Source organism: Amycolatopsis sp. DSM 110486 (assembly GCF_019468465.1).
Classification (GTDB): Bacteria; Actinomycetota; Actinomycetes; order Mycobacteriales; family Pseudonocardiaceae; genus Amycolatopsis.
On sequence record NZ_CP080519.1, the window covers coordinates 9,314,008 to 9,340,344 of the forward strand.

24 protein-coding genes are annotated in these 26,337 nt (G+C 71.2%); 12 read left to right on the plus strand and 12 right to left on the minus strand.

What is annotated here, in order from left to right:
- Positions 1–115 precede the first annotated feature (115 nt).
- Complete coding sequence (locus K1T34_RS45000; RefSeq protein WP_220240727.1) at positions 116–886, minus strand: TetR/AcrR family transcriptional regulator; 771 nt, start codon at positions 884–886, stop codon at positions 116–118.
- An 82-nt stretch (positions 887–968) separates the two neighbouring features.
- Here K1T34_RS45000 and K1T34_RS45005 point away from each other — a divergent pair, with 82 nt between their 5' ends.
- Positions 969–3,491 (plus strand): DEAD/DEAH box helicase, encoded by a 2,523-nt coding sequence (locus tag K1T34_RS45005; RefSeq protein ID WP_255638032.1) that lies wholly within the window; start codon positions 969–971, stop codon positions 3,489–3,491.
- Complete coding sequence (locus K1T34_RS45010) at positions 3,488–4,132, plus strand: SWIM zinc finger family protein (protein WP_220240728.1); 645 nt, start codon at positions 3,488–3,490, stop codon at positions 4,130–4,132. The genes K1T34_RS45005 and K1T34_RS45010 overlap by 4 nt, the downstream gene beginning before the upstream one ends.
- Here K1T34_RS45010 and K1T34_RS45015 read toward each other — a convergent pair.
- Positions 4,129–4,911, minus strand: a complete 783-nt coding sequence (locus K1T34_RS45015) for an SDR family NAD(P)-dependent oxidoreductase (RefSeq protein WP_220240729.1) — start codon at positions 4,909–4,911, stop codon at positions 4,129–4,131. The two genes, K1T34_RS45010 and K1T34_RS45015, sit on opposite strands and share 4 nt — an antisense overlap.
- 40 nt (positions 4,912–4,951) lie before the next feature.
- Entirely contained in the window at positions 4,952–5,527 is a 576-nt protein-coding gene (locus tag K1T34_RS45020) for a DUF4865 family protein (RefSeq protein WP_220247740.1), read from the minus strand.
- A 53-nt stretch (positions 5,528–5,580) separates the two neighbouring features.
- Between K1T34_RS45020 and K1T34_RS45025 the strand changes: the two genes are divergently transcribed.
- Positions 5,581–6,342, plus strand: coding sequence for an NAD(P)-binding domain-containing protein (locus tag K1T34_RS45025; RefSeq protein WP_220240730.1), 762 nt, complete (start codon positions 5,581–5,583; stop codon positions 6,340–6,342).
- Position 6,343: 1 nt separating this feature from the next.
- On the opposite strand, the gene K1T34_RS45030 is transcribed toward K1T34_RS45025, so the two are convergent.
- From K1T34_RS45030 to K1T34_RS45040, 3 genes are read right to left on the minus strand one after another with little or no spacing between them, the layout of a single operon-like run.
- Complete coding sequence (locus K1T34_RS45030) at positions 6,344–6,994, minus strand: bifunctional 2-polyprenyl-6-hydroxyphenol methylase/3-demethylubiquinol 3-O-methyltransferase UbiG (protein ID WP_220240731.1); 651 nt, start codon at positions 6,992–6,994, stop codon at positions 6,344–6,346.
- A gap of 51 nt (positions 6,995–7,045) precedes the next feature.
- Positions 7,046–8,662: an acyl-CoA dehydrogenase family protein gene (locus K1T34_RS45035; RefSeq protein WP_220240732.1), complete on the minus strand. Its 1,617-nt coding sequence runs from the start codon at positions 8,660–8,662 to the stop codon at positions 7,046–7,048.
- A complete protein-coding gene (locus tag K1T34_RS45040) occupies positions 8,646–9,251 on the minus strand; it encodes a TetR/AcrR family transcriptional regulator (RefSeq protein WP_220240733.1) in 606 nt (201 codons plus the stop codon). Before K1T34_RS45040 ends, K1T34_RS45035 begins: the two co-directional genes overlap by 17 nt.
- Before the next feature lie 122 nt (positions 9,252–9,373).
- On the opposite strand from K1T34_RS45040, the gene K1T34_RS45045 reads away from it, so the two are divergent.
- The 3 genes from K1T34_RS45045 to K1T34_RS45055 all read left to right on the plus strand — a co-directional run bounded on the left by K1T34_RS45045 (position 9,374) and on the right by K1T34_RS45055 (position 12,104).
- A complete protein-coding gene (locus K1T34_RS45045) occupies positions 9,374–9,763 on the plus strand; it encodes a VOC family protein (protein ID WP_220240734.1) in 390 nt (129 codons plus the stop codon).
- A 111-nt stretch (positions 9,764–9,874) separates the two neighbouring features.
- Positions 9,875–10,477, plus strand: a complete 603-nt coding sequence (locus tag K1T34_RS45050; RefSeq protein ID WP_220240735.1) for a hypothetical protein — start codon at positions 9,875–9,877, stop codon at positions 10,475–10,477.
- A 631-nt stretch (positions 10,478–11,108) separates the two neighbouring features.
- Positions 11,109–12,104: a tyrosine-type recombinase/integrase gene (locus tag K1T34_RS45055; protein ID WP_220240736.1), complete on the plus strand. Its 996-nt coding sequence runs from the start codon at positions 11,109–11,111 to the stop codon at positions 12,102–12,104.
- A gap of 4 nt (positions 12,105–12,108) precedes the next feature.
- On the opposite strand, the gene K1T34_RS45060 is transcribed toward K1T34_RS45055, so the two are convergent.
- Positions 12,109–13,701 carry an AMP-binding protein gene (locus tag K1T34_RS45060; RefSeq protein ID WP_220240737.1) on the minus strand — a complete coding sequence of 531 codons (1,593 nt, stop codon included), beginning with the start codon at positions 13,699–13,701 and terminating at the stop codon, positions 12,109–12,111.
- 126 nt (positions 13,702–13,827) lie between these two features.
- Positions 13,828–14,184 carry a hypothetical protein gene (locus K1T34_RS45065; RefSeq protein WP_255638848.1) on the minus strand — a complete coding sequence of 119 codons (357 nt, stop codon included), beginning with the start codon at positions 14,182–14,184 and terminating at the stop codon, positions 13,828–13,830.
- A 90-nt stretch (positions 14,185–14,274) separates the two neighbouring features.
- Between K1T34_RS45065 and K1T34_RS45070 the strand changes: the two genes are divergently transcribed.
- Entirely contained in the window at positions 14,275–15,060 is a 786-nt protein-coding gene (locus K1T34_RS45070) for a glycerophosphodiester phosphodiesterase (RefSeq protein ID WP_220240739.1), read from the plus strand.
- Between the two features lie 9 nt (positions 15,061–15,069).
- Here the strand turns inward: K1T34_RS45070 and K1T34_RS45075 are convergent, their stop codons facing one another.
- The gene (locus K1T34_RS45075) at positions 15,070–15,771 is read right to left on the minus strand and encodes a transglycosylase family protein (protein ID WP_220240740.1); all 702 of its coding nucleotides are present in this window, start codon (positions 15,769–15,771) and stop codon (positions 15,070–15,072) included.
- 247 nt (positions 15,772–16,018) lie between these two features.
- On the opposite strand from K1T34_RS45075, the gene K1T34_RS45080 reads away from it, so the two are divergent.
- The 3 genes from K1T34_RS45080 (at position 16,019) to K1T34_RS45090 (ending at position 18,773) form a co-directional block, all read left to right on the plus strand.
- Positions 16,019–17,419, plus strand: coding sequence for an MFS transporter (locus K1T34_RS45080; protein WP_220240741.1), 1,401 nt, complete (start codon positions 16,019–16,021; stop codon positions 17,417–17,419).
- Between the two features lie 34 nt (positions 17,420–17,453).
- Positions 17,454–18,200 (plus strand): thymidine kinase, encoded by a 747-nt coding sequence (locus K1T34_RS45085; protein WP_220240742.1) that lies wholly within the window; start codon positions 17,454–17,456, stop codon positions 18,198–18,200.
- A gap of 225 nt (positions 18,201–18,425) precedes the next feature.
- Positions 18,426–18,773: an RNA polymerase-binding protein RbpA gene (locus tag K1T34_RS45090; RefSeq protein ID WP_091613651.1), complete on the plus strand. Its 348-nt coding sequence runs from the start codon at positions 18,426–18,428 to the stop codon at positions 18,771–18,773.
- 320 nt (positions 18,774–19,093) lie between these two features.
- Here the strand turns inward: K1T34_RS45090 and K1T34_RS45095 are convergent, their stop codons facing one another.
- The 3 genes from K1T34_RS45095 to K1T34_RS45105 are packed head-to-tail and all read right to left on the minus strand — an operon-like array spanning position 19,094 to position 23,137.
- Positions 19,094–19,861: a polyprenol monophosphomannose synthase gene (locus K1T34_RS45095; protein WP_220240743.1), complete on the minus strand. Its 768-nt coding sequence runs from the start codon at positions 19,859–19,861 to the stop codon at positions 19,094–19,096.
- Between the two features lie 23 nt (positions 19,862–19,884).
- Positions 19,885–21,510 (minus strand): apolipoprotein N-acyltransferase, encoded by a 1,626-nt coding sequence (gene lnt / locus K1T34_RS45100; protein ID WP_220240744.1) that lies wholly within the window; start codon positions 21,508–21,510, stop codon positions 19,885–19,887.
- Positions 21,511–21,520: 10 nt separating this feature from the next.
- Entirely contained in the window at positions 21,521–23,137 is a 1,617-nt protein-coding gene (locus K1T34_RS45105) for an amidohydrolase (RefSeq protein WP_220240745.1), read from the minus strand.
- Between the two features lie 214 nt (positions 23,138–23,351).
- On the opposite strand from K1T34_RS45105, the gene K1T34_RS45110 reads away from it, so the two are divergent.
- The gene (locus K1T34_RS45110) at positions 23,352–24,770 is read left to right on the plus strand and encodes an FAD-binding oxidoreductase (protein WP_220240746.1); all 1,419 of its coding nucleotides are present in this window, start codon (positions 23,352–23,354) and stop codon (positions 24,768–24,770) included.
- 134 nt (positions 24,771–24,904) lie between these two features.
- A complete protein-coding gene (locus tag K1T34_RS45115; RefSeq protein WP_220240747.1) occupies positions 24,905–26,290 on the plus strand; it encodes a KamA family radical SAM protein in 1,386 nt (461 codons plus the stop codon).
- Positions 26,291–26,337 lie beyond the last annotated feature (47 nt).

The following is a 26,337-nucleotide window of genomic DNA, read 5'->3' on the forward strand; positions in this document are numbered from 1 at the left end:
TGCTGCAACCCTCGCTCCCTCCGGTACCGGCTCGTACCCGCTCGACGAGCGGGCCACGCCGAAACCGACACCCGGGTGCGAACCTAAACCGCGGGACCGACAGTTCTCCAGGCCTTCAGCGGCGCTCGACGAGCAGCGTCACCCCGTCGAGGATGCGGGCGAGGCCGAAGCGGAAGTGGTGCTCGGGGTTGGTCGCGGCGCCGTGGGCCTGGCCGGCGGCGGTGCCGACGCGGCTCGCGCGCGGGAAGTTCGCGGCGTCGGCGGCGGGGATTTCGGCGAGGACGGGCGCGCTGCGTTCCCACCACTCGGCGTCGGTCAGGCCGCTGCGGCGCGCGAGCCGCACGGCGTCGATGGAGCCGCGCGCGGTGCCCTGCACGAGCCCGATGACGAGGCCGACGACGGCGTCGAGCTCCAGCTCGTCGAGGTCGAGGCCGTCGAGCGCGCTGAGTTCGCGTTCGTACTTGGCGAAGGTGTTGGGTCCGAGCGGCGGGCGGGCGGTGGTGATCTGCAGCAGCCAGGGGTGGCGGTGGTAGAGGCGCCACAGGTCCTCGGCCACGGTGGTGAGCGCGTCCCGCCAGCCGGTCGACGGCAGTTCGGCGGTGAGCTCGCCGTGGGCGTCGTCGAGCATCAGGTCGATCAGCTCGGCGTGCCCGGGCACGTAGGTGTAGAGCGACATCGGGGCAACGCCGAGCTCGTCGGCGACGCGGCGCATGGTCACGGCCTCGAGCCCGTCGGCGTCGGCCAGCCGGGTCGCGGTGGCGACGACGTCGGCCACGGTGAGCTTGGGTTTCGGCCCGCGCCGCGGCGGTCCGGGGACGCCCCAGAGCAGCTCGATCGTGCGCCGCGGGTCGCCGCCGCCGGTGTACTCCGTGCTCATCCGCGTCATTCTGCCCTGCATTTCCTCGTACGTCGTACAGAGTTCTGGTAATGTCGGCGGACGGCGTACGAGACCGACGGGAAGGGGAGTCGTGGGGAGCGCATCGCCGGGGGAGGCCGTGGTGGTCGAGCCGGGTTTCGTCGTGTTCTGGCACCCGGACGGCACCACACCGGCGGGACCGGGCGAGCCGGGGACGGTCGACGTCGTCCTGCGCGACGGACTGCGCACGGTTCCGGCGCGGCGGGTGCCGATTGCCGACGCCGTCGCGCTGCTGCGGGAAGTCTCCGGCGACGCGTCGGCCGAGTTCTGGTCGGTCGCCGCGCAGGCGGGCACGCGCTTGGCCGAGGCTGGGTGGACGGGACCGCTGGCACCGGAGGAAGAACAGTGGCTGCGCCGGCTCGCCGACGCGATGCCGCCGCACGCCCACGCCACCCCGCTGCCCGGCGACCCGGCCCGGCTGCCCGAGCGGTTCCCTGTGCTGCTGCGCTTCCTGCGTGACGTCGCCGGCCTCGCCGCCGCCACACGGGTGTCGCTGCGGCTCGAATCGGACGACTTCGACGGCGGCCGGTTCCGCGCCGTGGTGCAGGTCCACGGCGACACGCTCGTGGACGCGGAGGAACTGTGGCGGACGGGCGCCGAGGCGGTCCGCCACGAGGTGCTGCTCGTGCTGCGGCGCTGCGCCGAGGTGTGGCCGCCGCTCGCCCCGCTGCTGTCCGCGCCCGTGCCCGCGGAGGTGGCGCTGCTCGACGACGACATCCGCGAGCTGCTCGGTGACGCCGCCGGCCGGCTGGCCGAGCTCGGCGTCGCCGTCCACTGGCCCGCGGAGCTGGCGGGACTCACGGCCCGCGCGGTCGCCCGCCCTGGCGCCGCGCCGGACGACGTGCCCGCGTTCTTCGGCGGCAGCCGCGCGCTGGAGCTCGACTGGCAGCTCGCCCTCGGCGGCGCGCAGCTGTCGGCGGCCGAGCTGGACGTACTCGCGGAGGCCCGCCGGCCCGTCGTGCGGCTGCGCGACCGGTGGGTGTTGCTCGACCCGGCGTCCGCTAGCCGCGCGCGGGAGCGGGCGCTGAAGCCCCTCACGCCTGTCGACGCGCTGGCCGCCGTGCTGGCCGGCACGACCGAAGTGGACGGTGCCGAGGTCGAGCTCGTCACCGACGGCTGGCTCGCCACTCTGCGGTCCCGGCTCGCCGAGCTGCCCGGCCCGGCGCCACAGCCGGCGGGGCTGACGGCGACCCTGCGCGACTACCAGCTGCGCGGCCTGCACTGGCTCGACACCGTCACCTCACTCGGCCTGGGCGGCTGCCTCGCCGACGACATGGGCCTGGGCAAGACGCTCACCCTCATCGCGCTGCACCTGCACCGCGACGCCGGCCCGACGCTGGTGGTGTGCCCGGCGTCGTTGCTGGGCACGTGGGAGGCCGAGATCCACCGCTTCGCCCCGGGCGTGGCCGTGCGGCGGTTCCACGGCGGCGCCCGCTCGCTCGACGACCTGGACGGGTTCGTGCTCACCACCTACGGCACGCTGCGCGCGGACCCGGCGCCGCTGGCCGCGGTGGCGTGGGACCTGGTGGTGGCCGACGAGGCCCAGCACGTGAAGAACCACCGCTCCGGCACGGCGAAAGCGTTGCGCACGCTGCGATCGTCCGCGCGGGTCGCGCTCACGGGCACGCCGGTGGAGAACACGCTGTCCGAGCTGTGGGCGATCCTGGACTGGACCACGCCGGGCCTGCTCGGCACGCTCACGGAGTTCCGCGCCCGCTGGGCGAAACCCGTCGAGACGGGCAGCGATCCGGCAGCGGCCGAGCGGCTTTCCAGGCTGCTGCGGCCGTTCCTGCTGCGGCGGCGCAAATCCGATCCGGGGATCGCGCCCGAGCTGCCCGCGAAGACCGAGACCGACCGGCCCGTGGCCCTGACGTCGGAGCAGGCCGCGCTGTACGAGGCGGCCGTGCGGGAGCTGCTGGCCGAGGTCGGTGCGAGCGACGGGATGGCGCGCCGCGGCCGGATCGTCAAGCTGCTCACCGCGCTCAAGCAGATCTGCAACCACCCGGCCCACTACCTGGCCGAAGGCGACGAAGCGCCCCTGTCCGGCCGATCCGGCAAGCTGGAGCTGCTGGACGAGCTGCTCGACACGATCCTCGCCGAAGACGGCGCGGTGCTCGTGTTCACCCAGTACGTGGTGATGGCGCGGCTGCTGCAACGCCACCTCGCGGGTCGTAAAATCCCCAGCCAGTTCCTGCACGGCGGCACCCCCGTTCCTCAGCGGGAGGAGCTGGTCCGCCGGTTCCAGGACGGTGCCGTGCCGGTGTTCCTGCTGTCACTGAAGGCGGCCGGGACGGGCCTGACGCTCACCCGTGCCGACCACGTCGTGCACTACGACCGCTGGTGGAACCCGGCGGTGGAGGACCAGGCGACTGACCGCGCGTACCGGATCGGGCAGACGCGACCGGTGCAGGTGCACCGGCTCGTCGCCGAGGGCACCGTGGAGGACCGCATCGCCGCGCTGCTGCGGGAGAAACGCGCGCTCGCCGACGCCGTGCTCGCCGGTGGGGAAGCGGCGTTCACCGAGCTGACGGACATCGAGCTCGCGGAGCTCGTGCAGCTGAGGAGGCCGGCATGACCGACCGCGTCAGGGGGTTCCCGGCGTTCCCCGCCCGCGAGGGCCGAGGTCCGTTCGCGCGCACGTGGTGGGGCCGCGCGTGGCTACAGGCCATGGAGGACACGGCCCTGGATCTGCGGCAGCTGCGGCGCGGCCGCCGTTACGCCGTGGCGGGACTGGTCGGGCCGATCACCGTGAGCCCCGGCCGGATCGCCGCGACCGTGGACGACACCGACGGCGGTCCGTTCCGCACGAGCGTGCACCTGGCCGAACTGTCCACAGCGGACTGGGACCTGCTGCTCGGCCGCGCCGCCGACCGGGCCGGGAACCTCGCCGCGCTGCTCGACCGGCACCTGCCGCCGGAGCTGGCCGACGACGTGCCGCTGCTGCCGGGGATCGGCGACCTCGACCCGGACTGCGACTGTCCCGGCTTCGAGCTGCCGTGCCGGCACGCGGCCGCGCTGTCGTTCCAGGTGTCGTGGCTGCTCGACGCCGACCCGTTCGTGCTGCTGCTCGCCCGCGGCCGCACCGAACGCGAGGTCCTCGACGAGCTCGGGCAGCGCTCCACCCGCCCCGCCGACGGCATCCTCGCCGCCGACGCGTACGCGCGGGTGGTGCCGCCCCTGCCGGATCTGGCCGAGTTCAGCCCGGTGCCGCGTTAGGCGTGGGTGCCGCCGTCGATGCGGATCTCGGTGCCGGTGATGAACTCGCCGTCGTCGGAAGCCAGCATCGCCACGACACCGGCCACCGACTCCGGGCGACCGACCGGGTTGCCGACCGGCGTCGCGAGATCCGTCGGCAGGATCGGCAGGAGCTTGCCGAACAGCGCCCAGTCCACGTCCTGCGGCATCCAGGTGCCCGCGTTGTCGGTGATGCCGCTCTTCACGCTGCCCGGTGCGACGCTGACCGCGCGCACGCCCTGCTTGCTGTACTCCAGCGCCAGCGAGTGCGTGAACGCCTGGATCCCGCCCTTGCTCGCCGCGTACGCCGCCATGTAGGGGTGCGCGAACGCCGCGGACGTGGAGCTGAAGTTGATCACCACGCTCTTCCCGGTGGCGATCAACGCGGGCAGCGCCTCGCGCGTGACCAGGAACGTGCCGGTGAGGTTCACCGCGACGATCCGGTTCCAGAACTCCAGCGACGTCTCGTGCGTGTGGGAGGCCTGCAGGATCCCGGCGGCGTTGACGAGCACGTCGAGCCCGCCGAGGTGCTCGACCGCGGCCGCGGTGCCCTTCACCACCGACTGCTCGTCGGCGACGTCCATCACGAAGGTCTCGAGGCGCGGGTCTCCGGCCAGCTCGGCGGTGCCCGCGATCGTCTCGGCGGACACGTCGGTGGCCACCACCCGCGCCCCCTCCGACAGCAGACGCAGCGTCGTGGCGCGGCCGATGCCGGAACCGGCACCCGTCACGAGGATCCGGCGATCGTGCAGGCGAGTCATCGATCTCCCTCAGGTTGCTCCGACGATCACCGTACCGAGTTCACCACTGCCTGCCACGGCGAAGTTTCCCCAGTTCCGGCATCGACACGTGCCCGATCCGGTACCGCACGGGGTCTTCGTCCGGTGCGTCCTCGGCCCACAGCGTGTAGCGCACCAGCTCCCAGCCGCGCGGGTCGATCACGAGCGCGGCGGAATGGACGCCGTCGCGCTGGGAGTGCTCCGACAGGTCAGCCAGCGCCGGCGTGATCACGTCACCCGGAAGGACCTCGCGCGGCAGGGTTTCGGTGCGTTTGCCGGCCGCGCGAGGTGTCGTGCCGAACGCCGGTCCCTCCTCGAACGCCAGCACGGTCCAGTGCTGCACGGGCGGGCGCCCGAAGTCGTCCACGATCCCGCGGAACCCGCCCTCCCACAGGAACGAGTGCATCCCGGCCGGGTCGTGCCAGAGGTAGAAGGGGGAGTACTGGTTGAGCTGCGAGCCGTCGACGCCGCGCTCGCGCACCCCGTACGCCTTGAGCCCCAGCCCGGGGAACTCGTCCAGCAGCGGCCCGCGCTCGCGCACCCTGCGGTGGATGATCTGCATGTCGTAGTCGGCGGGCAGGGTGATCTCGTAGTGCATGGCGTGCACGGGTGACCTCCGATCGTCGAGGTCCACACTAGGAGGGCGGGGGCATGCGGGCGTACGGGTTTGTGGGAGCAGGGGAGATCACGGCCGCGATCGTCGAAGGACTGAGCGCGGAGGTGGCTGACCCGCCCGCCGTGTTCCTCTCCCCGCGCGGGCGGCAGGTCGCACACGAGCTGGCCGGGCGGTTCCCGAACGTGGCTGTCTGCGCGAGCAACGAGGACGTGCTCGACGCGGCTTCGGTGATCGTGCTCGCGGTCCGGCCCGCCGTGGCGCAGGAAGTGGTGGCAGAGCTGGAGTTCCGGCCGGACCACGCGGTACTCAGCGCCGTGGCCGGGGTACCGCTGGCGACGCTGCGGGAGTGGACCGCGCCGGCCGCACCCGTCGTACGGACCATCCCGCTTCCCCAGGCCGCGCGCCGGCAGAGCCTCACCGCATTGTTCCCGGACCACCCCGTCGCCCGCGGCCTGTTCGAGCCCCTCGGCGGGGCGGTCGTCCCGCCCGACGAGCCGACGCTCGACGTCTTCAGCGCCGCGACCGCCACCTTCGCCGCGCACCTGGACTACCTGGCCACCATCGCGAGCTGGCTCGCCGGCCACGGCGTCGAACCCGGCGCCGCCGACACCTACGTGACGCACCTGTTCGCCCAGCTGGGCGAGTCGCTGGGCACCGAATCACTCACCGAGCTGACCGGCAAGCACATCACACCGGGAGGGATCAACGAGCAGCTGAAGACCGCGTTGCGCCACGACGGCGTGTCCGACTCGGTGCGCCGAGCCCTCGACGCGGTGCTGGCCCGGCTGCGCGAGTAGCTCAGCTTTCCTTGCGCGCCAACAGATAAGCCTGCGGAGTCTTCTCGTGCGGCGGCTCCGGTGCGCGAACCAGCCGGGCTTCCACCGTGAGGCCGGCCTCGGTCAGCAGACCGGCGATGAAGTCCGGGTCGAGGCGGTAGGCGTCGAGGGAGATGTCGTGGCCGTAGCCGTTGGCGATGTGCCGGCGTTCGGCACCGACCTGGAATCCCGTCAGCAGCCGCCCGCCCGGCTCGAGCACGCGGGCGAGCTCCATGATCAGCACCGACAACTGCCCCGGCGGAGTGTGGATCAGCGAGTACCACGCGAGCGCACCCGCCAGCGACGCGTCGGCCAGCGGCAACGCGGCCATCGACCCGACCTCGAACTCCAGCCCCGGATACGCCTCACGCGCGACCTCGACCATGCCGGGGGACAGGTCGATCCCGAACGCGTCGAGCCCGCGCCCCGCGAGATACCCCGTGACCCGGCCCGGCCCGCACCCGAGATCACCGACCCGCGCTCCGGCGCCGACCAGCTCGCTGAAGGTGTCCAGCATCGCGCGCTCCCACGGACTCGCGGCGAGGGCGTCCTTCAGCAGATCGGCGTAGGACACAGCAACGGTGTCGTAGGCGGTGCGGGTGGCGGACACGAAGTCGGTTTCGGAGGCGGTCATAACCGCGCACGCTAGCGGGCCGCCCGGCCCCGTGTCCGCGAAACGCCCCGGTTACACCCGGGCGCGGTCGATGATCGCCGAGGTGTCCGTGCCCGCCGGCAGCGTGCCGAACGCGATGCCCCAGTCACCGGCGAACCGCGACGCGCAGAACGCGTCGGCCACCGCCTGATCACCGTGGCGCGCCAGCAGGGAACCCTGAAGCACCAACGCCATCGACTCCACCACACGCCGCGCCCGGAACTCCAGATCGTCCAGATCGGACAGTTCCTTCTTCAGCCGGTCCAAGGCGTCGTCCAGCCGCGCGTCAGCACCGGCGGCCTGCTCGACCTCGGTGAAGAACGCCGCCATCGACTCGGGCTGGCGGGTCATGGCGCGCAACGCGTCGAGCGCCGCGACATTGCCCGAACCCTCCCAGATGGACATCAGCGGGGCCTCGCGGTAGAGCCGCGGCATCCCGGACTCCTCGACGTACCCGTTGCCGCCGAAGCACTCCAGCGCCTCGGCCGCGTGCATCGGCGCCCGCTTGCACACCCAGTACTTCGTGACCGCCAGCCCGAGGCGCCGAAACGCCTGCTCCTGCGCGTCGTCCGGCCGATCGCCCGCCGCCGCGAGCCGCATCGCCACGGTCGCGGCCGCGTCGGACTCAACCACAAGGTCGGCCAGCACGTTCGCCATCAACGGCTGATCCACCAGCGCCTTGCCGAACGCGTGCCGGTGCGTCGCGTGGTGCACCGCCCGCACCGCACCCAGCCGCATCCCCGACGCACTGCCGAGCGCGCAGTCGAGCCGCGTGTTGTTCACCATCTCGATGATCGTGCGGACCCCGCGGCCCTCCTCGCCGACGAGCCAGCCCACGGCGTCCTCGTACTCGATCTCCGACGACGCGTTCGACCGGTTGCCCAGCTTGTCCTTCAGCCGCTGCAGGCGGATCGGGTTGCGGCTGCCGTCGGGCAGCACGCGGGGGAGCAGGAAACACGACAGGCCGCCGGGCGCCTGCGCCAGCGTGAGGAACAGATCCGACATCGGCGCCGAGGTGAACCACTTGTGGCCCACCAGCCGGTAGGAACCATCGGCGACCGGCCGCGCGGTCGTGGTGTTGGCCCGCACGTCGGAGCCACCCTGCTTCTCCGTCATCGACATGCCCGCGATCAGCCCGCGCTTGGTGCTCGGCTCCCGCAGCCCGAAGTCGTACTCCGTCGACGCCAGCAGCGGCTCGTACAGCGCCGCCAGCTCCGCGTTGGCCCGCAACGCCGGAACCGCCGCGTAGGTCATCGAAATCGGGCATGTGTGCCCGGCCTCCACCTGACCCCACACGTACATCTTCGCCGCCCGCGCCGCGTGCGCCCCGGCCCGCTCGTCACGCCACGGCGCGCCCTGCAAGCCGTGCGACACGGCGACGGTCATCAGCTCGTGCCAGTAGGGGTGATACTCGACCTCGTCGATCCGGTTCCCGTACCGGTCGTGCGTGCGCAGCACCGGCTCGTTCTCGTTGACGATCCGGCCCCACTCCTGGGCCTGTTCACTCCCGGCGAGCCGGCCCAGCTCGTGGACCTCCTCGGCCGCCCAGCCCGCGTCCGCGCGATCCAGCGACTCGAGCAGCGCCGGATCCTTCGCGACGTCGTAGACCAACGGCGGCACCTGGTTGGTGACCTCATGCGTGGCGGACATCGGAACCTCCCAAAGACCGGACGACGAACGTCCGCAACTCGACGACATCACTCACCGCACCGCCTCGCAGCGGCCCGATCAACACCTCCGCCGCGGCACCCACCAGCGCCGCCGCGGTCAGCACGGAATCCTGCGCGGGCAACGCACCCGAACGCACCCCGGCGGCCACGTGCTCGGCCACCACATCCCGGAAAGCGCGCCGGAACTCCAGCCGCTCCGCGTCGATGAGCGCGTCCACCGGCTCGGCCAGCAGCGCGTACGCCAGCCGCGGCGCCTTCAACGCGCGCGCCGCGAACGTCTCGAACACCGCCGCCACCCGCTCCGCCGGCTCACCCGGCCCCGCCGACGCCTCCCGCACCGCCTCGACCTCCCGCGTCACGACCTGACGGAACACCCGCACGACCAGCTCGGCCTTGGTGGGGAAGTGCCGGTACACCGTGCCGACGGCGACCCCGGCCCGCTCCGCGACGGCCGCCACGGAACAGCCCGCGTAGCCGTGCTCGGCCAGCTGCTCGACCGCCGCGGCGACGATCGAGTCGCGCAGCGCGTCGAGGCGCTCCTGCACCTTGGGAGTCCTGCGGTAGGGCACGTCAAGAAGTGAAGCACTGATTCATTACTTCAGTCAACTACGCCGGCCCCCACCAAAAAAGTCGCCCAGCCAAGGGGGAGTGGGGCGTGCTTGGCTGGGAAACCGGACGAAAGGACCACACCATGCTGCGTGGAATGGCCACCCTGAACTTCTCCGCCGACGACCTCTCCGCCGCCCAGGCCTGGTACACGACCGTGCTCGGTATCGAGCCGTACTTCGCCAGGCCCGGCTACATCGAATACCGCCTCGGCGACCACGAGGCCGAGCTCGGCATCATCGACCGCCAATACCTGCCACCGGCGCCCGAAGGCCCCGCCGGCGCGATCCTGTACTGGCACGTCGACGACTTGCCCGCCGCACACGACCGCCTCATCGCCCTGGGCGCCACCGAACACGACGGCCTGCGCGAACGCGGCCACGGATTCGTCACCGCCTCGGTCGTCGATCCGTTCGGCAACGTCCTCGGCATCATGTCCAACCCGCACTACGTCGACATGCTCGCGACGACCTGAGACCAGGGGAGAGGCAGCCGAGACCGGCCACGCACACCCCGAGCGACCCCGACCGGGCGAACGCCCGGAACACCCCCGCATTCCGCTGCCTCGCGCCGCTACGATTCGGCCATGATCTGGGTGCGTACGGTGTTCGCCACACTCGGGCTGCTCGCGGTGACCTGGGTCGGCGTCGCACTGACCGTGTTCCACGGCAGCGGCGGCACTCTGCTGATCTGGGTCAGCGCCGCCCTGATCCTCGTGATCCCGGCGATCCTGGCACGGTCCGCGGTGTTCGGCCTGCTGAGCATCTTCGTCGCCGGCATCCACATCGTGATCATCTTCATGGCCGGACTCACCGCCGTCGACGGATTCGTCCTGGAGACCCGTGGCGTGCAGGTGCAGGCGACCGCAACCGGCTACACCGACCATTGGACCGCCGCACAGTTCACGCCGCCGAGCAAGTACACGCGCAACGGCCTGGCCGTCGTCACGCCGGACGGGCAGCACGGCGTCGTGGCCGTGGACGGCGACAAGCCGGGCTCGGTCATCGACGTGGTAGCCGACCCGGCAGCGGCAGTGGACCTGCACAGGCCCGACGAGGTCGACTTCACCGTCGGCATCGTCTGCGGGGCCATCGATCTCTTGATGATCTTCGGATGGGTCCATTGGGCAGACCGGTCACGGTCCCGACGTCGGCGTTCGGCCAACGAGGTGCCAGCGGCTGCGGAGTAGTGGTCCACACCGGTCTCTGATCCGGAGGAGCGGCCGATTGCCGCGACTTGACATAATGTACATTATCGGCACTTGGCCGACCTGCTGAAGGAAGCCCGGAGAGGGGCTTCAGGAGGCTGATTCCAGCGGTTTGAGCACCGCGAACGAGAGAGCATCCCGGGAAGCCCGCCGGAGCGCCGCGATCCGCACCTGACCGAACCTTCACCACACGACAGGTCCTGAGCAAGCCTCCTGGAGGCCGTCCGGAGACTTCGGCGGAGATCCCCGAGCTCAGCCGTCAATACCACCCCGGAACACCCGTTCAATTCGTCACCGTGACGAATTGAACGGGACTGGCGGGACATCGAAAGTACGCAACCAACACGCGTACTGGAGCATCGACAGTCGATCAGCTCTCGACACAGCCGCCTGGAACGACCTCAGACAACCACTCGAACAGATGAACGATCCCTCGACAATCCTGCACCACACAGTCGAAGACTCGCCAAACCGGCCATGCGAGCCGAGGACGCGAGACCGAGAGAACCGTTGTCCCCCAAGGGGATTCACCCCTGCCGTGGCCATGTTTCATGCATAATCGCCATTATGCAGCATACCGGACAAGCATCCGGGCGACAGAACTGTCGGTGCTGTGCTGTACAAGATCCAGATGCTGGTTTCCGAGGCGCAGCAAGCGTTCTTCGCGGCACGGCGGCCGCGCAAGGACTCGCCGCACACCACTGCCGCCTACCGTCGTGATCTGGCCGGGATCACCACTCTCCTGCTCCAGGAGCTCGGCCGCGCGCCCGAGGAGCTGGATGTCGAGCATCTGACGGCGCCGGCGTTGCGGACGGCGTTCGGCGCGTTCGCCGACGGGCACGCGAAGAGCTCCGTGCTGCGGGCGTGGTCGACGTGGAACCAGTTCCTTACGTTCTGCGTGTCCGACGGGCTGCTGGCGGGCAACCCGATGGGCGCGGTCGCCCGGCCCAAGACTCCCCCGCTGGTGCCGAAACCGTTGCGGGGTGAGGAAACTCCGGAGCGGTTGCTCGCCGCGGCAGCCGACGGTGCGCGGCGCGCGCGGGATCCGTGGCCGGAACGCGACGTGCTGGTGCTGGCGCTCGGGCTGGTGGCGGGGTTGCGGGCGGCGGAGATGCGGGCGCTGACGCCGCGTTCGGTGGTGGGCCGTGACGGTGAGCTGCGGTTGCACGTCTCGGGCAAGGGCAGCCGGGACCGGTCGATCCCGGTGCAGCCGGTGCTGGCGAAGCTGATCGAGGACTACGGGAAGTCGTGCCGGCGGCGGTTTCCGCAGTTGCGGTTCCCGGCGGCGGAGCCATTGCTGCGCGATCGGGCGGGTGAGCCGATCGGGCGCGGGGCTCTGGAGTACCTGGTGAAGTCGTGTTACCGGTGGGCGGGGTTGCACGACCGGGTTCCGGCGGGCGCGAATCTGCACGCGTTGCGGCATACGTTCGCGACGCGCTTGGCGGAGGACGGGGCGACGGCGTCGGAGATCATGGCGTTGCTGGGGCACGCGAGCCTGGCCACGAGCCAGAACTACATCGAGGCGACGGGCCGGGAGCAGCGGGCCGCGGCGGCGAGCAACCGGACGTACCGCGCGCTGGACGGGCTGGGCGCGGGTGATGCGGGCTGAGGGTTCAGTGGGTGGCCATGTACTGCTCGCGGAGCAGGTGTTTGCGGATCTTGCCGGAGCCGGTGAGCGGGAACTCGGTGACGAACTGCCACACCTTGGGTGTCTTGTGCGGTGCGAGGTGTTCGCGGACGTGGGCGAACAGTTCTTCCTCGCCGGCGTCGGCGCCGGGCCGCAGGAGCACGAACGCGCCGACTTGTTCGCCCCACTCCGGGTCGGGGATGCCGACCACGGCGACGTCGGCGACGGCGGGGTGGTCGAGCAGGACGTGTTCGATCTCGCGCGGGTAGATGTTCTCTCCCCCGCGGATGATCATCTCTTTCACGCGGCCTTCGATGGTGAGGTAGCCGCGGTCGTCCATGCGGGCGAGGTCGCCGGTGTGGAGCCAGCCTTCGGCGTCGATGGCGGCGGCGGTCTGTTCGGGCATGGCGTGGTAGCCGGTCATCACGTGGTAGCCGCGGGTGCAGAGCTCGCCGGTCTCCCCCGTGGCGGCGATTTCGCCGGTGAGGGGGTCGACGATCTTCACGGCGCAGGCGGGCAGGGCGCGGCCGAGGGTTTCGGCGCGGTCGTCGGCGCTGTCGGCGGGGGTGGTCATGGAAATGCCGGGTGAGGCTTCGGTCTGGGCGTAGATGATGGACATCGGGACGCCCAGGGTGGCTTCGATGCGGCGGACGAGGGCGGGTGGCACGGTCGCGCCGCCGCTGAGGGCGTAGCGGACGGAGCTGAGGTCGGTCTTGGGGAAGTCGGGGTGGCCGAGCAGGGCAAGCAGCATGGTGGGCACGCCGCCGAAGACCACTCCCTTCTCCTGTTCGAGGAGGGCGAGCTGTAGTGCGGGGTCGAACCAGGGCATCAGGACTTGAGTGCCGAGGGTGGCGATCGGGGCGAGGGTGGCGAGTACGCAGCCGGCGGTGTGGAACAGGGGCATGGGGTTGACGAAGTTCTCGCCGGGTCGCATGTCCAGTGTGCGGGCGTAGGAGAGCAGGGCGTTGTTGGTGATGCCCCGGTGGTGGAGCACGGCGCCTTTGGGGGTGCCGGTGGTGCCGGAGGTGTACTGGATCTGGGCAGGGTCGCCGGGTTCGACGGTGGGCAGGGCCTGGGTGGGCAGTCCGGAGGCGCGGAAGGCGCGCCAGTCTTCGAACCGGATGGTTTCGCGCAGGTTTGGTAGGTCGTGGCGGACGTGGTCGAGGATGGCGGCCATGGGGGTGCCGCGGTATTCGCCGACGAGGAACACGCCGGAGGCGCCGGACTGGCCGAGGACGTGGCGGAGTTCGGCTTCGCGCAGGGCGGGGTTGACGGTGACGAGCGTCAGGCCGGCGAGGGCGGTGGCCATCTCGAGCAGGACCCATTCGGGGATGTTGTTGGCCCAGGCGGCCACGCGTTCGCCGGGTTCGAAGCGCCCGAGCAGGGCGCGGGCGGCGTCTTCGGCTTCGCCGAGGAGCTCGCCGTAGGTCCAGCGGCGCCGCGCTGCGGGGTCGGGCAGGCCTTCGACGAGGGCGGGTGCGTCCGGGGCTCGGTCGGCGGCTTCGCGGAGCAGGTCGCCGACGGTGAGCTCGCGGACGGCGTCGAGTTCGGTGGCGGGTGTGAACGCGGCCTTCGTCACGGGCGTCTCCCTCGCTCGGCCGGCGCGCGGCTTCGCTGCCGGCAGTCCCCCGGGGACATTCCGGACTCTAGTCCGCCGCGCGGGCCGGCGGAGCCGCTTGAAATCCCGGCGGAGCCGCGTGAATCCTCAGCGGAGCTGCTCGAGGTCCTTCGCGGCGTGCACGATTGCTTCGGCGAGGCGGCGAAGCTCGTTGGCGTCGGCGCCGTCCTGGGTGGCAGTGGCGATGTCCTCGGCGGCGCAGCGCAGCTGGAAGAGGCGGTCCTGCAGGGCGGCGATCTCGGTGTCGGAGAGCACGACGGCGTCTTCGGGCAGGCCGCTGCGTTGCAGGGCGGTGCGGCGTTCGTAGGCGCGCTGGCGGCAGGACTGCCCGCAGTAGCGGCGGCGCCGGCCGACGTTGCCGCCCTCGGGCAGGCGGCGGCCGCACCAGCCGCAGTGCTTGGGTGCGTTGCTGCGGCGCGGTACGACCAGTTCGTCGCCGGTCATCGGGTGCTCGGCCAGTTCCCTCACCCGCCAGACCCTAGCTGGCCATCGTGTTCTCATGCCGAGGCCATGCCGGTGGAGCACACTGTGGAGATGCGCCCACCGTTTCCGTATCTGGCCGATCCGCTCCCCCGTGCGTTCGCCCACCGCGGGTGGCACCTCGACGAGCTGGAGGGGATGGAGAACTCGCTGCCGGCGTTCAAGCGCGCGGTCGAGGAGGGTTACCGGTACGTCGAGACGGATGTGCACGCGACGTCGGACGGTGTGGTGGTGGTGCATCACGACGACACGCTGGACCGCACCACCGATGGTGGCGGGTCGATCGCGGCGCAGACGTGGGAGCAGGTGAAGGGCGTCAAGGTCGGTGGGCGGGCGACGTTGTCGCGGTTGGAGGACGTGCTGGAGGAGCTGCCGCAGGCTCGGTTCAACGTGGACGTGAAGGCCAACAGCGCGGTGGAGCCGTTCGTGCGGGTGCTGGAGCGCACGGGTGCGATCGACCGGGTGGCGGCGGCGTCCTTTTCGGACTCGCGGCTGGCTCGGCTGCGGCGGCTGGCGGGGCCGAAGCTGTGCACGGCGATGGGGCCGCGGTCGGTGCTGATGGTGTGGGCCAACGGGTGGGTGCCGCCCTTGCCGCTGAGCCGGTTCGCGGGCGGGTATCTGGCTCAGGTGCCGGCGAAGCAGGGGCCGCTGACGGTGGTGGACCGTTCGTTCGTGAAGACGGCGGAGCGGGCGGGGTTCGAGGTCCACGCGTGGACGATCGACGATCCTGCGCAGATGCGGGAGCTGCTGGACCTGGGTGTGCACGGGATCGTGACGGACCGGCCGGACCTGCTGCGCGACGTGCTGGTCGAGCGGGGTGTGTGGCAGCAGGCCGGCTGAGCCGCGTTTCTACCTGGGGCGTTTGCCCTGCCAGGCGGCCTTCCACGTGAGCGGGCCGAGGCGGCCGGAGTCTTTGATGCCGTTGGCGCGCTGCAGGTCGAGCACGGCGGTTTTGGTCTTGTCGTAGTAGCAGCCGGTGCCGGTGAAGCCGTAGCCGAAGGCGTTCATGCGCAGCTGGAACGTTTTGAGCGCGGGTGCGCAGTCGCCGTAGGCATAGACGACTCCGGGCCAGGCGGGCATGCCGCCGGGCGGCGCGGGTGGTGCGGGCTGGGGCTTCAGGGTCGGCGGGGCGGGCAGGCCGGTGCCGCCCATGTAGGCGGATTCGTCGTAGGACGGGATGCGCTTGCTGCGCGCGTCGGCGTCGCCGACGAGTTTGAGCATCCCGCCGCACTGCCAGGGCTGCCAGCCACGCATGCGGTAGAGGTAGAGCGCGCGGTAGTCCTGTTCGCGGGGGCTGGCCTGGTCGGGGCGACCCTGGCCGCCGACGCTGCGCCAGGTGGGCAGGTCGAACTGGTAGGCGCCGTAGTAGCCGTTGCCGGTGTTGATCGTGTAGCGGCTACTGGACTCGCACATCCGCAGCTTGGCCCAGGCGCTCGAAGCGGGGTCCGCGGACGCGGCGCCGGCGACGGCGAGCTGCAGCCCCAGGACGGCGGCCGCGAGGAGCAGGATCCTCACGGCGCCGCGGTGAGCAGTGCGAACGCGGTTGGTCATGGGTTGCACAGTAAGCACGTGACCCATTGACCACAAGAGTCACAACACGCACACCAGTCTCACACAAATCGGTAAAGAATCACGTGAGCGACACGCTCGCCGCGCTATTTCGGGAGCCGTTCGGCGCAGCGCGGATGATCGGCAAGCGACGAACCGGACACGGTTTACCCGTTCGGCGGTGTCGCGCGCGGCCGCCCCAGTAGTCTGCCGCCTGACCTGGAGATTCGCGACCGCTGAGGAGCCGTGGATGACGCTGGCCGAGACCCGTGACAAGAAGCGGGAACGGTGGGGCTGGTACTTCTACGACTGGGCCAATTCGCCGTTCTATTCGTCGGTGACGACGGTGTTCGGCGCGCTGTATATGAGCACTGTCGCGGCGGCGGACGCGAAGCAGAACATCACCCTTAACGGGGACAAGGCGTGCCTCGACGCGTCCGGTGTGGACGACAAGCTCCACAACTGCGACGTGTCGTTGTTCGGGCTGCATTTTCCTGCCGGTTCGACGTGGGGTTACCTGCTGTCGGTGGCGACGGTGGTGCAGGTGCTGGTGCTGCCGATCGCGGGCGCGGTGGCCGACCGCAGCCGGAACAAGCGGCGCATCCTGGGCTGGTTCGCGTGGCTCGGCGCGGCGGCGTCGGCGCTGATGTTCTTCATGGCCGGCTCCGACTGGCAGCTGGGCGCGGCGCTGTTCATCGTCGCGAACATCGGCTACGGCGGTTCGCTGGTCGTCTACTACTCGTTCCTGGTCGACATCGCCGGGCCAGACGAGCGTGACTCCGTGTCCGCGAAGGGCTGGGCGTTCGGTTACCTGGGCGGCGGGCTCGCGCTCGCGTTGCAGCTGGCGTTCTACCTCAGCCGCGACGCGCTGGGCGTGGACACGGGCACGGCGGTGCGGATCTGCTTCCTGACCTCCGGCCTGTGGTGGGCGGTGTTCACCATTCCGGTGGTGCGCGCGCTCCCCCACGTCCACACACCGGTGGCGGTCGAGCGTGGCGTGTCGGTGCTGCGGGCCGGGTTCCGGGAGCTGCGGCGGACGGCAGTGGAGGCGAAGGCGTTCCCGCTGACGCTGGCGTTCCTGGGCAGCTACCTGCTCTTCGCCGACGGGATCTCCACGGTGGTGGCGGTGTCGGCACAGTACGGGAAGGACGAGCTGCGCTTCTCCGACGAGGTGCTGATCATCACGGTGCTGGTGATCCAGTTCCTCGCCTACGTGGGCGGGGTGCTGCACGGGCTGGTCGCGCGCCGGCTGGGCGCGAAGCGGACGATCCTGGGCAGCCTGGTGCTGTGGGTGGTGGTGCTGGTGGGCGCGTACTTCATCCAGCCGGAGCAGCCACTCCAGTTCTACGCGGTGGCGGTGGGAATCGGGCTGGTGCTGGGCGGCACGAACGCGTTGTCGCGGTCGCTGTTCAGCCAGATGATCCCGGCCGGCAAGGACGCGCAGTACTACTCGCTCTACGTCGTGGGTGAGAAGGGCACGTCGTGGCTGGGTCCGCTGGTGTTCGCGGGCGTCGGGCAGGCGACGGGGTCGTTCCGGTTGGCGATCGTCGCGCTGGTGGTCTTCTTCGTCCTCGGGTTCGTGTTCGTGGCGCTGGTGCCGGTGCGGCGCGCGATCGTGGCGGCCGGGAACCGTCCGCCCGCCGTGCTGTGAGCGGGCGGGCCGGGGCCGGATAGGGTCGATCGTCGTGACTGCCCTCGAAGAAGCCGTGCCCGACGATCCCACCGACGCGCTGTCCCCGGTCCCTGCCGCGCGCGCCCGGGGCGGCCGCCTGAAGTTCTGCTACGGCCCGATGGACTGCGGGAAGTCGACGCTGGCCCTGCAGATCGACCACAACCACGCTCGGCAGGGCCGGCGCGGGCTGGTGCTGGTGCGCCACGACCGGTCCGGGGCGCCGCAGATCAGCAGCCGGATCGGGATCACGCGCCTCGCCACGGAGGTCGCCGCGGGCACGGACGTGCGCGACCTGGTGCGCGAGCGCTGGGCCGACGGGCAGCACGTGGACTACATCATCGTCGACGAGGCGCAGTTCCTCTCCCCCGCGCAGGTCGACCAGCTGGCGGAGCTGGCCGACGAGGCCGGCATCGACGTGTACTGCTTCGGCATCGCCACCGACTTCCGCAGCCGACTGTTCCCCGGTGCGGGCCGGCTGTTCGAACTGGCCGACGAGCTGCAGCCGGTGCAGGTCGAGGTGCTGTGCTGGTGCGGGCTGCCGGGCCGGTTCAACGCACGCGTGCGGGACGACGAAATACTCCGCGAGGGTGACACCGTTGTAGTAGCAGATACCGAACAGCCTGTAGTTGAATCTTCAGCTTCGGCACGTTCCGATGCTGAATCCACTACGGTCCGTTATCAGGTATTGTGCCGCCGACACTTCCGGTTGGGTGACTTGGGTCCCGTGACGGCCCACCACGGTCAGTTACGGTTGTCGTGAACGGATCGCCAGTAGCCCAACTGGGGGATATCCGCACTTGGAAGGCGGTGTCTGCGTCACGCCGGAGCGCGAAACCTGTCCCAGTAGAGGAAGCTGATGCCGAAGGGTGACACAGCTCATCGTGAGCAACGACATGGTTACCGGGGAATCCCCCGAACGCCTCGTTCGTTGCATAGGGTGAGCAACACCCTGGCTCCACCCGGAGCTGACTGAAAGGACCCCATCATGGCCGACCGTGTTCTCCGTGGAAGCCGGCTGGGAGCGGTCAGCTACGAGACCGACCGCAATCACGACCTCGCCCCGCGCCGCACCGTGCGCTACGCGTGCCCCAAGAACCACGAGTTCGAGGTGCCGTTCTCCGACGACGCCGAGATCCCGACCGTCTGGGAATGCCGCCTGCACGGCAGCGAGAGCGAGATCGTCGATGGCGGGCAGCCCGAGCAGAAGAAGACCAAGCCTCCCAGGACCCACTGGGACATGCTTCTGGAGCGCCGCTCCATTCCCGAGCTCGAGGACCTGCTGAACGAACGTCTCGCCGAGCTCAAGGGACGCCGGACCAGCCGGTCCGCGTGAGTCTCGGCCAGTAGCTGGCTCCCACCCATCCCCCGATCGATCGGCCCCCGTGACCTCCCTCCACGGGGGCCTTTCGCATGTCCGGGGCGACTACGGCGGGTTGCTCCCCTGGTTGGCCTGCCAGCCCGCCTGTGCGGCTGGCCGGAGAAGGTGGGTTCCCACGCCTCGGAGGGTGACGAGCGCGACGTGGACGGGATCGAGAGCGTCGACTGGACGGCCGTAGCGGACGACCCGCGTAAGCTCCAGCACAGCTTTCTCCGGACATGCGAGAGTCCGCCGCCCCGGAAAAGGACGGCGGACTCTCGCGGGAACTCAGTACGTCAGTGCCGGCCGAGCAGGCGCTTGACCTGCTCCAGGCGCCGCTTCACGCCCCATTCCGCGACGCGGAAGAAGGCCTCGCGCATGATGTCGCCGCTCATCTTCGACTGGCCGATCTCGCGGTCGGTGAAGGTGATGGGGACCTCGACGATGTCGAAGCCCGCGTCGGCGGTGCGGCGGGTGAGGTCGATCTGGAAGCAGTAGCCGTGGGAGGCGATCTCGTCGAGCTCGAGCTTCTCCAGCACCGGCCGGCGGTAGGCGCGGAAGCCGGCCGTCATGTCGGAGACCTTGAGGCCCAGGGCGATGCGCGAGTAGATGTTCGCGCCGCGCGAGAGCAGCTGCCGGCTCAGCGGCCAGTTGACCGTGCTGCCGCCGGGCACGTAGCGCGAGCCGATGGACAGGTCGGTGTCCGTGACCGCGTCCAGGATCCGCGGCAGGTCCTCCGGGGCGTGCGAGCCGTCGGCGTCCATCTCGACGAACGTGGCGTAGCCCTGCGCCAGGCCCCAGCGGAACCCGGCGATGTAGGCCTTGCCCAGCCCCGCCTTCTCCGTGCGGTGGAGCACGTGGACGCGCTCGTCGGCGGCGGCCCGCTCGTCGGCGAGCTCACCGGTGCCGTCCGGGCTGCCGTCGTCGACGACGAGCACGTGGACGTCCGGGAGTGCCTTGTGGAGCCGGTCCAGAACCGGGCCCAGGTTCTCCCGCTCGTTGTAGGTCGGGATCACCACCAGCACCGGCTCGATTCCTTCGGCCCCCCGCGGCGCCTGCGCCATCCGTCTCCTCCGAATCCGGCGGTTCAGCCCGCCGCGTCCCCTGCTGTCGTGCCGGCGCGAGTGCGCCGGGTGCGAAAACGGAGTACGAACCCGCCGGCGATACCGGCGATCGCCAGTGCCAGCAGTCCGTACTCCGTCCACGCACCGAGTCGATCCGACAGCGTAGTCTGCGTCCGCAGCGGCATGCGGCCGACCAGGGCGTCTGCCGTGAAAAGGCCGGTTGAGCTGGTGATCGTCCCGTCCGGGGCCACCAGGGCGCTCACTCCGGACGTCGCCGAGACCACCACGGCGCGCCCGTGTTCGACCGCGCGCAGCCGCGACATCGCCAGCTGCTGGTAGCTCATCTCCCCCGGTCCGTACCACGCATTGTTGGTCGGCACGACGAGCAGCTCGCCACCGTCGTCGGTCGCTTCGCGGGCGGGGTAGTCGAACGCGGTCTCGTAGCAGATGAACACACCGACCTTGGTGCCCGCGACCGACAGGGCCGCGTTGCTGCCGTCGCCCGTGCGCATGTCGGCGGTGTCGTCGACGAACGGGGTGACCAGCCGCGCGATGTCGCGGGCGGGCACGTACTCCCCGAAGGGCACCAGCTGCTGCTTGGCGTAGCGCTGGCCCTGCCCGGTCTTCGGGTCCCACACGATCGCGGAGTTCTGGGCGGTCCCGTCGGGCAGGCGGTAGAGCGCGCCGATGATGGCGGGCACGCCGTAGGAGTTCACCATCTGGTCCACCGCCGGGTCGTCGCCGTCGACCGCGGTGGCGGTCTCGGGCCACACGAGCAGATCGGGTTTGGGCACCTTGCCCGCCTGGATCTGCGCGAGGAGCTTCGCGCTCTCCTCGAGGTGGTTCTGGCGCAGTACGTCGCGCTGGCCTTCGAGCGCGATGCCGATGTCGGGCGCGTTGCCCTGCACAGCGGCGACGGTGAGCGAGCCGTCCTGTGCGTCGGTGCCGACTGTCGGCCACACGGCCAGCCCGGCGACGACCGGCAGGAACGTGAGCACCAGGGGCGCGATGAGCCGGCGGTCGCGCAGCTTGCGCTGTTCCCACCACCGCGCGGCCAGCGCGGCGAGGCCGAAGCCGCTGAGTACCACGGCGAGTCCGACGAGCGGCGCGCCGCCGACGGACGCCAGCGACAGGTACGCGCCTTCGGGCTGGCTGAACGCGACGCGGCCCCACGGGAAGCCGCCGAGCGGGAACCACGCCCGTGGCGTCTCCAGCGCGACGAACACCAGCGCCCCCCACAGCGGCGCCAGCGGCAACCGGGACACGACCCGGATCAGCACCCCGGCGAGTCCGAAGTAGAGCGACAGCGCGCACGACAGCCCCAGCCACGGCCACGGCCCGAACTCCCGGCCGAGGAAGTCCTGCAGCCACACCAGCAACGCCAGGAAGAACACGACGCCGTAGACGAAGCCGTAGCCGAACGCGCCGCGCAGCGACCGTCCACGAAGGACGAGCGCGAACCCGGCGAACGCGATCGGCGCGAGCCACCACAGCGGTCTCGGCGCGAAGCTGAGGTAGTACAGGTAGCCCGCGGCGCCGGCGGCGACGAGCCGCACCAGCCACGCACGCGTGAACCGCGGTCGTTTCCGCCGCTTGGAGGTCGTTTCGTGCGGAGCGCCCGGTTCGGGGTCCACGACAGTCACTGCCACGCCCCGAACTCTAGGAGGCGGAGGTGAACTGGTCGTAGATGACCGTGCCTGCGCGCACCGTCCGCAGGCATTTCGGCAGCGGCGCACCCGGGTCGAGGCGCGGCAGCGGCGGCACGCCGGAGCGCGGATCGGTGGACCAGCGCTGCACGCGGGTGTCGGCCGTGGCGACGACGAGGTCGGTCGCGTCCCAGATCGCGTAGTGCGCCGGTGCGCCGGGCACGAGGCTGCCGGTCACGCCGTCGTTGACGCCGGCGGCGCGGTGGCCCGCGCGGGTGTGGGCGGTGAAGGCGGCGCGCGCGGAGAGCCGGGCGGCTGGGGTGTGGTGGTGCACGGCCGCGCGGACGGCGGCCCACGGGTCGAGCGCCGTCACCGGGGAGTCGGAGCCGAAGGCGAGCACCACGCCCTCCGCGGCGAGCGTGGCGAACGGGTTGAGCCCGGCGGCGCGGTCGGCGCCGAGGCGCTCGGCGTACATGCCGGCGTCGCCGCCCCACGCGTCGTCGAACAGCGGCTGCACCGAGGCGACGACACCCCAGCCGGCGAGGACGCGGGCCTGGTCGGCGGTGACCATCTCCAGGTGCTCGAGCCGGTGGTGGCGGGCGGCGAGCGCGCGCTGGCCCACCTCCTTCTCGGCCAGCCGGAAGCCTTCGACGACCTCCGCGACGGCCGCGTCGCCGATCACGTGGAACCCGGCCTGCAGCCCGGCCTCGGTGCACGAGGCTAGGTGCTCGCCGATGCCGGCTGCGTCGGCGTAGAGGGCACCGGATGTGCCCGGCTCATCGGCGTACGGGCTGCTCAGCGCGGCGGTGCGGGAGCCGAGCGCGCCGTCGACGAACAGGTCGCCCGCCACGCCGTGGGCACCGAGGGCGCGGGCGGTGTCGAGACCGCCGAGCTCACCCCAGTAGCCGACGACCTCGGGCAGGCCGGGTTCGGCGGCGAGGGCGAGCAGGCCGGCGAAGTCGTCCTGGGCGGCGATGTCCGGGCCGCCGCACTCGTGCACGCCGACGATCCCGCGCGCGGCGGCCTCGGCGAGGAACGCGCGCTGCGCCGCGGTGCGCTGCTGCGGGCTGATCGCGGCGCGCGCGGCCGCGCGGACCTTGTGGTGGGCGTCGCGGGTGAGCGGTCCGTCGGCGGAGAAGCCTTCGCCGACGCGGGCCTCGGGCGCGAGGTCGATCAGCGCGGTGGACACGAGCGCGGAGTGCACGTCGACGCGGCTGAGGTAGACGGGCGTGGTGCCGGCGGCGTCGTCGAGCTCGGCGCGGCCGGGCAGGCGCGGGTCGGTCCAGGCCGACTCGTCCCAGCCGTGCGCGAGCAGCACCTGACCCGGCGCGGCGGCGACGGCGGCACGGACCGCGGCCAGCAGCTCGCCGGCGCCACGCACGCGCGTGAGGTCGAGGCCGGTCAGGTGCAGGCCGGTGGCGGTGGCGTGCACGTGGGCGTCGACGAACGCCGGGGCGACGAACGCGCCGTCGAGATCGACCACCGTCGCGTCCGGGTGCAGCGCGCGGGCGGGGGCGTCCTGGCCGACCCAGACCACGGTGCCGCCGGACACGGCCAGCGCCGTCGCGTCGGGGGAAGACGGGGTGTAGATCCTGCCGCCGAGCAGGAGCGTCGTGCTGTCGTTCGTCACGGTGTCGAGTCTCCCCCGCGTCGCGCGCGCCGACCGCCCGGGGTCGGTTTTCCTCACTCCGTGTGAACACGAGTTCACCCCTGTGAGCCAGGTCACCTGAACGGGTCGGGCCGGTCGGCACGTGCTTGGTCCGTGAGGGAGCGCCGCCGCCAGGTGGCCGCCGAAGGGGACGCGCGGTGCGGGTGACCGGCCGGGCGGGAGACAGGGGACTTCGATGCACCAGATCGTCGCGAGCCCGGTGACCGGGCTCATCCAGGCCGAAGACATCACCGACCTCGTCGCTGTGACCGAAGGCGAGGTGCTGCTGCCGGGCGAGCCCGGATATGCCACCGAGTGTGCCGCCTTCAACTTCAACAACCCGCTCGAACCCGCGCTCGTCGTCGCCGCGGCCTCGTCCGCCGACGTGCAGAACGCCGTCCGGTTCGCGCGGCGCCGATCACTGCCCGTAGCGATCAAGGCCACGGCTCACCAGGTCGTGGCCCAGGTGCGCGACGCGGTGCTGATCACCACGAGCCGCATGACCGGCGTGACCGTGGACCCGCGGCGGCGCACCGCGCGGGTCGAGGCCGGCGCCCGCTGGCAGCAGGTCCTCGACGCGGCGGCCGAGCACGGGCTGGCGCCGCTGGCCGGGTCCGCGCCGGGCGTCGGCGTCGTCGGCTACACGCTCGGCGGCGGCCTCAGCCCCGTGATCGGGCGGACCCGCGGCTACGCCGCCGACCACGTGCGGCTCATCGAGGTCGTGACCGCCGACGGCGCGCACCGGACCGTGACGGCCGAGACCGAGCGCGACCTGTTCTGGGCGCTGCGCGGCGGCAAGGGCAACTTCGGCGTGGTCACCGCGCTCGAGTTCGACCTGTTCCCCGTCACCCGCTTCTACGGCGGCGGCCTCTACTACGCGGGCGAGGACCTGGCCGTGGTGCTGCACGCGTGGCGCCAGTGGGTGCCGCTGCTGCCGGAGGAGGCCACGACCTCGGTGATGGTGCAACGGCTGCCGCCGGCACCCGAGCTGCCCGATGTGCTGCGCGGCGCGTTCGTGGTGCACCTGCGCTTCGCCCACCTCGGCTCGCCCGAGGCCGCCGAACGGCTCCTCGCGCCACTGCGCGACGTCGCCCCGGTGCTCCTGGACCTGGTGGAAGACAAGCCGTTCAGCTCGATCGGCGAGATCCACCTCGACCCGGCCGACCCGCTCCCGTACTACGACCGCACCACCAGCCTGCGCGAGATCACCGCCGAGACGATCGACGCGCTCGTCGAACTCACCGGGCCGGACTCGGACTGCCCGCTGCTGGGCGTGGAGCTGCGCGCCCTCGGCGGCGCGCTCGACCGCGAGCCCGCGGTGCCGAACGCGGTCCCTGTGCGCGGCGTGCCGTTCCTGGTGTTCGCCCTCGGCGTCGGCGGTCCCGAGCGCGCCGAGGAGCTGCGCGCTGCCCTCGACACCGTTGTCGGCGCGCTGGAGCCGTGGACGGCCGAGCGGCAGTCGCCGAACTTCCTCTCGGCCGACGAGGGCTCGTCGGCCGCCGCGGTGCGCGCGATCTACGGGCCGGAGCGCTACGACCGGCTCGCCGCGGTGAAGCACGTCTACGACCCGGGCAACCTCTTCCGCGTGAACCACAACATCCGTCCGGCAGCTTGAGAACGCGTGCCGCAGTGGTCTGACCGCTGCGGCACGCACAGTCACCGTGCAAGAAGATTTACGTCGTGAGAACGTTATGGCAGGATAATTTAACGCGTTACCGACGACTTGAAGCACGAATGACTGGAGTACAGATGACTGCGATCCAGGAACCTGTGCCGCCTCCCGCCCACGACCAGCCGTACGAGTACGCGCGCACCGAGCTGGTGGAACCGGACTGGCGCCGCTTCCCCGGCTGGCACCACGTGACCGACGCCGAGTGGCGCGACGCGCAGTGGCAGCGGGTGCACTGCGTCCGCAACGTCAAACAGCTGCGCGCGCTGATGGGTGATCTGCTGGAGGAGCGGTTCTACGAGGACCTGCTCGCGGACCAGCGGGAAATGGCCACGATGTCGATGCTGCTGCCCCCGCAGATGCTCAACACGATGGCCCCGTCCGCCGGCAGCGACCCGGCGAAGGTCACCGAGGCGTTCTACGCCGACCCGATCCGCCGCTACATGCTGCCCGTGCGCAGCGACCGCGACCTCGCGTGGCCCAGCCACCCGCACTCGGAGCGCGACTCGCTGCACGAGGCCGAGATGTGGGTCGTCGAGGGTCTCACGCACCGGTACCCGACCAAGGTGCTCGCGGAGATGATCTCGACGTGCCCCCAGTACTGCGGGCACTGCACGCGCATGGACCTCGTCGGGAACTCGACGGAGCAGGTCGAGAAGCACAAGCTCACGCTCAAGCCAGTCGACCGCCAGGACGCGATGATCGACTACCTCAAGCGCACCCCGGGCGTGCGCGACGTCGTGGTGTCCGGCGGCGATGTCGCCAACGTGCCGTGGCCGCAGCTCGAGTCGTTCCTCATGCGCCTCATGGACATCGAGACCATCCGCGACATCCGCCTCGCCACCAAGGCGCTGGCCGCGCTGCCGCAGCACTGGCTGCAGCCGAAGGTGACCGAGGGCCTCGAGCGCGTCGCCGTCACAGCCCAGCGGCGCGGCGTGAACCTCGCCATCCACACGCATGTCAACCACGCGCAGTCCGTCACGCCCCTGGTCGCCGAAGCCGCGCGCACCGCGCTCGAGGTGGGTGTGCGCGACGTGCGCAACCAGGGCGTGCTGATGCGCGGCGTCAACGCCACCCCCGCCGCACTGCTGGACCTGTGCTTCGCGTTGCAGGGCGAGGCGAACATCCTGCCGTACTACTTCTACATGTGCGACATGATCCCCAACGCCGAACACTGGCGCGTCGCCGTGTGGGAAGCCCAGGACCTGCAGCACGCCATCATGGGCTACCTCCCGGGCTACGCCACCCCCCGCATCGTCTGCGACGTCCCCTACGTCGGCAAGCGCTGGGTCCATCAGCTCGCCGACTACGACCGCGACCGCGGCATCTCCTACTGGACGAAGAACTACCGCACCGGCATCGAGCACGCGGACCCGGAGGCCTTGCAGCGGCGGTACCCGTACTACGACCCGATTTCGACGCTGCCGGAGAGCGGGCGGAAGTGGTGGGCCGAGCAGAACGGCTGAGGCGCTCGACGCGGTGGTGGGCGTCGCGACGGGTTCCGCGCGACGCC

What these genes read in the sequence shown, in the direction of transcription:
- K1T34_RS45000 (WP_220240727.1), bottom strand. Translation starts at nt 886, where the DNA reads ATGACGCGGATGAGCACGGAGTACACCGGCGGCGGCGACCCGCGGCGC.
- K1T34_RS45010 (WP_220240728.1), top strand. Translation starts at nt 3,488, where the DNA reads ATGACCGACCGCGTCAGGGGGTTCCCGGCGTTCCCCGCCCGCGAGGGC.
- K1T34_RS45015 (WP_220240729.1), bottom strand. Translation starts at nt 4,911, where the DNA reads ATGACTCGCCTGCACGATCGCCGGATCCTCGTGACGGGTGCCGGTTCC.
- K1T34_RS45020 (WP_220247740.1), bottom strand. Translation starts at nt 5,527, where the DNA reads ATGCACTACGAGATCACCCTGCCCGCCGACTACGACATGCAGATCATC.
- K1T34_RS45025 (WP_220240730.1), top strand. Translation starts at nt 5,581, where the DNA reads ATGCGGGCGTACGGGTTTGTGGGAGCAGGGGAGATCACGGCCGCGATC.
- K1T34_RS45030 (WP_220240731.1), bottom strand. Translation starts at nt 6,994, where the DNA reads ATGACCGCCTCCGAAACCGACTTCGTGTCCGCCACCCGCACCGCCTAC.
- K1T34_RS45035 (WP_220240732.1), bottom strand. Translation starts at nt 8,662, where the DNA reads ATGTCCGCCACGCATGAGGTCACCAACCAGGTGCCGCCGTTGGTCTAC.
- K1T34_RS45045 (WP_220240734.1), top strand. Translation starts at nt 9,374, where the DNA reads ATGCTGCGTGGAATGGCCACCCTGAACTTCTCCGCCGACGACCTCTCC.
- K1T34_RS45050 (WP_220240735.1), top strand. Translation starts at nt 9,875, where the DNA reads ATGATCTGGGTGCGTACGGTGTTCGCCACACTCGGGCTGCTCGCGGTG.
- K1T34_RS45065 (WP_255638848.1), bottom strand. Translation starts at nt 14,184, where the DNA reads ATGACCGGCGACGAACTGGTCGTACCGCGCCGCAGCAACGCACCCAAG.
- K1T34_RS45070 (WP_220240739.1), top strand. Translation starts at nt 14,275, where the DNA reads ATGCGCCCACCGTTTCCGTATCTGGCCGATCCGCTCCCCCGTGCGTTC.
- K1T34_RS45075 (WP_220240740.1), bottom strand. Translation starts at nt 15,771, where the DNA reads ATGACCAACCGCGTTCGCACTGCTCACCGCGGCGCCGTGAGGATCCTG.
- K1T34_RS45080 (WP_220240741.1), top strand. Translation starts at nt 16,019, where the DNA reads ATGACGCTGGCCGAGACCCGTGACAAGAAGCGGGAACGGTGGGGCTGG.
- K1T34_RS45090 (WP_091613651.1), top strand. Translation starts at nt 18,426, where the DNA reads ATGGCCGACCGTGTTCTCCGTGGAAGCCGGCTGGGAGCGGTCAGCTAC.
- K1T34_RS45095 (WP_220240743.1), bottom strand. Translation starts at nt 19,861, where the DNA reads ATGGCGCAGGCGCCGCGGGGGGCCGAAGGAATCGAGCCGGTGCTGGTG.
- K1T34_RS45110 (WP_220240746.1), top strand. Translation starts at nt 23,352, where the DNA reads ATGCACCAGATCGTCGCGAGCCCGGTGACCGGGCTCATCCAGGCCGAA.
- K1T34_RS45115 (WP_220240747.1), top strand. Translation starts at nt 24,905, where the DNA reads ATGACTGCGATCCAGGAACCTGTGCCGCCTCCCGCCCACGACCAGCCG.